Below are 3,218 nucleotides of genomic sequence, written 5' to 3'. Positions count from 1 at the left end.
GGCGGTAGGCGTCCGGGTCGGCGGCCAGGTCGGGCACGCGCTGCGGCTCGCCGGTGCGGAGGGCGCGCCCCTCCAGGCTCCCCTCCACGGGGAGGTACTCGCCCTCGTGCCGGGCGAGCGCGCCGGTGCCGATGCGCGCGCGCAGCACGTCGCCCTCGGGCTCCAGGGTGCAGACCAGGGCGGACGCGGGGGCCAGGAGCGCGGCGGCTTCCTCGGCGATGGTGCGGAAAAGGCGCTCGGTCTCCGCGGGGCGCGTGGTGGCCTCGGAGATGCGGCGGAAGGCGGAGAGTACGGCGGAGAGGTCCTCCGCCGACAGGACGGAGGTCGCGGACGGGTCGGAGCTGGCGCTCCGACCGTGCCGGGGATCCTCTCCCGGGTGGGGGGAGAAATCCGGCCCAGACCGCTCGGCGGGCATGGAGGGAGTGGTGTGCTCAGGTCCACTTTCGGCGGCTGGCCGATCTCCCGGAAGAGACGCCCGGCTCTGCGGCCCCGGCTCACGCCGGGTGTGCTATTGTCGAGTGACACCTGGAGCGCAGTATACGGCGCGGCGCTCCTCCGCGCAAGAAGGTTCCGCGGGCTCAGGCCACCGCCGGCATCCGCGCCGCGCGGCCCACCAGGGAGAAGTCGTCCTCCTCGGGGAAGCCGGCCTCCTGGGCCCGGAGGAAGGCGCTCACCACCGCCGGGTCGAACTGCGATCCGGCGCAGCGGACGATCTCCCGCACCGCCGCGTCCTCCGGCTGCCGCTCGCGGTAGGGGCGGCTGGTGACGATGGCGTCGTAGGTGTCCGCCACGGCCAGGATCCGCCCCTCCACCGAGATCTCCTCTCCCCGTAGCCCGCCGGGGTAGCCGTTCCCGTCCCAGCGCTCGTGGTGGTGGAGCACGCCGGGGAGGGCGGGGCGGAGGAAGGAGCTCCGCTCCAGGATGGAGGCGCCGATGGTGGGGTGCCGCTTCATGATCCCGTACTCCTCGGGGGTGAGCCGCCCCGGCTTCCCCAGGATCTCGTCCGGGATCGCCACCTTCCCCAGGTCGTGGAGGAGCCCCGCCACCCACAGGTGCCGAAGCGTCTCCTCGCCCACCCCCAGCACCCGCCCGGTGGCGACGGCGTACCGGGTCACCCGTTCGACGTGGCCGCCGGTGTAGCCGTCCCGCGCCTCGACCGCGCTGGCGATGGTCAGCAGCGCGTCCGCGAAGAGCGTCTCGATCTGCTGCGCCTGCTCGCTCACCCGGCTCTCCAGGTGGCCCTGGTAGAAGCGGTTCTCCTGCACCAGCCGCCGGTGCCGCAGGGCGCGCTCCACGGCGAGCGACACCTCGTCCAGGTTGAAGGGCTTCAGCAGGTAGTCGTCCGCCTGCAGCCGGAGCGCCTCGATGGCGTTCTCCATGCTCCCCACGCCGGTGAGGATGATGAAGCCCACCGAGTCGTCGTGCGCCTTGGCCAGGCGGAGCAGGTCGGTCCCCTTCATCCCCGGCATGAGCAGGTCGGAAAGGATCACGTCCGCGCCGTGGGCGAGGAGCATCGCGTACGCGGTCTCGGCGTCGGGGGCCTCGGCCAGCTCGTACCCGTCGCCGGAGAGCGCCCGGCGCAGCAGGGCGCGGATGTTGGGCTCGTCGTCCACGATCAGGACTCGGGGGCGGCCGTTCGACGGGAAGTGCAGGATCGGGTTCGTCATCGTCTCGTCCGGTCGCCTGGAGAGCGCGAGTCGTGGCGCGGCCTCGCCACGCGGAGCGCGCTGCGGGGGAGGAGCGGGCGTCGTGGATGCATCGGGGAGCGCGGGAGCGGCGGCGCAGGGCGGCGCCACGGGGTCGCGCGGGCAAAGTGGACGGCCTGCGGTGAAGCACAACGTAAGGGGGCGAGGGGCGCTTGTCGAGAACCTTAGAAGAGCGAGGTCTGCTCGCCCAGCTCGCCGGGGTCCACGGGGGCCTGTCCCAGGAGGCGCTGCATCGCCCGCGCGGAGCCCGGCGCGTGCCCCGCCCAGAAGTTGCTGAAGTACGCGAAGGTGGCCGTCCCGCGGGCCGCCGCGCGCCGCAGCGCCTCCGCCCAGGCGTCCTCGGCCTCGCTGCGGTCGGCCTGGAGGTGGGAATGGTCGGTGATGGAGCGGTCCGGGCCCATCCACCGGACGTAGTGGAAGTCCGCCGTGGGCCGGAGCGCCAGCGCCAGCAGCACGTCGCGCGGGACCCAGGGGCCGTCGCTGAGCGCCAGCGCCACGCCGTGCGCCGCCAGGAGCGAGAGGAGGCCGGGGAGGACGCGCCGGTCCACCCAGCGGCGGCTGCGCAGCTCCACCGCCACCCGGAGGTCGCGGGGGAGCAGGGGGAGGAAGGCGGCGAGGGCGGGGATCTCGTCCGGGAGGAAGTCGGGCCCCATCTGCACCAGGACGGGGCCGAGCTTCCCCTCCAGCTCGCGCGCCCGGTCGAAGAACTCGGCCGCGACGTCCTCCGCGCCGCGCAGGCGCCGCTCGTGCGTGACCTCTCGCGGGAGCTTGAGCGCCAGGGTGAAGCCCGGCGGCGTGCGCTCGGCCCAGCCGCGCACCGTCTTCGCGGGCGGCACGGCGTAGAAGGTGGAGTCCACCTCCACGGTGTCGAAGGCGCGGGCGTAGGTGGACAGGTACTCCGCGGGGCGGCTCCCCTCGGGGTAGAACCCGCCGATCCAGGCGTCGTAGTTCCACCCCTGCGTGCCGACCCGGACCGCGGCCCCGGTCATCTCCGCTCCCTCCGGCGGGACGGAGCGCGGAAGGGGTGGCGCGCGGCGATGGAGGCGGGTGTGGAGCGTCGGGGGGTCACGGCGTCGTCGGGTGCGGTTGGAGGGCTGGTCGGCCGGAAGACACGATACGGTGCTTCGCGCTCCGGCGCACCTGCCTCGCGCTGTTTTGAAACTCGGGGCGTGCGCCGTCCGTAAGGGATGCAGGCGGGAAGGCACCGTTCCCCGGATCAACTCTCAGGAGCATCTACGATGAAGGAAAACAACCTGCTCGGCACCCTGCTCACCTGGCTCGCCGTGGGCATTCTCGCGGTCGTAGCCCTCAAGGTGGTCTTCTTCCTCCTGGGCGTCACCATGGCCCTGGTGGCGATCCTCTTCCGGCTCCTCCCGATCCTCCTCGCGGGGATGCTGGTGTGGATGGTGATCCGCTGGTTCAGCAAGGACCGCGGCGGACGGGCCGAGCCCGACCCGCTGGACTTGTAGCGGCGGACGGGGGACAGAGTGCCAGGGGGGGCGCCCCCGCCCC

The 3,218-nt window shown here is 73.4% G+C and carries 4 protein-coding genes and 1 riboswitch; of the genes, 1 reads left to right on the top strand and 3 read right to left on the bottom strand.

The window, feature by feature from the left end; genetic code table 11:
- The 3 genes from VGR37_01450 to VGR37_01440 form a co-directional block, all read right to left on the bottom strand.
- Positions 1-415 (bottom strand): hypothetical protein (locus tag VGR37_01450; GenBank protein HEV2146061.1); only part of this gene is annotated, 415 nt, incomplete at its 3' end.
- A 27-nt stretch (positions 416-442) separates the two neighbouring features.
- A riboswitch (cyclic di-GMP riboswitch) is annotated at positions 443-520 on the bottom strand.
- Positions 521-578: 58 nt separating this feature from the next.
- Positions 579-1,667: an HD domain-containing phosphohydrolase gene (locus tag VGR37_01445; GenBank protein ID HEV2146060.1), complete on the bottom strand. Its 1,089-nt coding sequence runs from the start codon at positions 1,665-1,667 to the stop codon at positions 579-581.
- Between the two features lie 203 nt (positions 1,668-1,870).
- Entirely contained in the window at positions 1,871-2,695 is an 825-nt protein-coding gene (locus VGR37_01440; GenBank protein HEV2146059.1) for a DUF72 domain-containing protein, read from the bottom strand.
- Between the two features lie 249 nt (positions 2,696-2,944).
- On the opposite strand from VGR37_01440, the gene VGR37_01435 reads away from it, so the two are divergent.
- The gene (locus tag VGR37_01435; GenBank protein ID HEV2146058.1) at positions 2,945-3,175 is read left to right on the top strand and encodes a hypothetical protein; all 231 of its coding nucleotides are present in this window, start codon (positions 2,945-2,947) and stop codon (positions 3,173-3,175) included.
- Positions 3,176-3,218: the final 43 nt, after the last annotated feature.

Source organism: Longimicrobiaceae bacterium, assembly GCA_035936415.1.
Lineage (GTDB): Bacteria > Gemmatimonadota > Gemmatimonadetes > Longimicrobiales > Longimicrobiaceae > JAFAYN01.
This window is presented reverse-complemented; position numbering and strand designations above follow the sequence as displayed.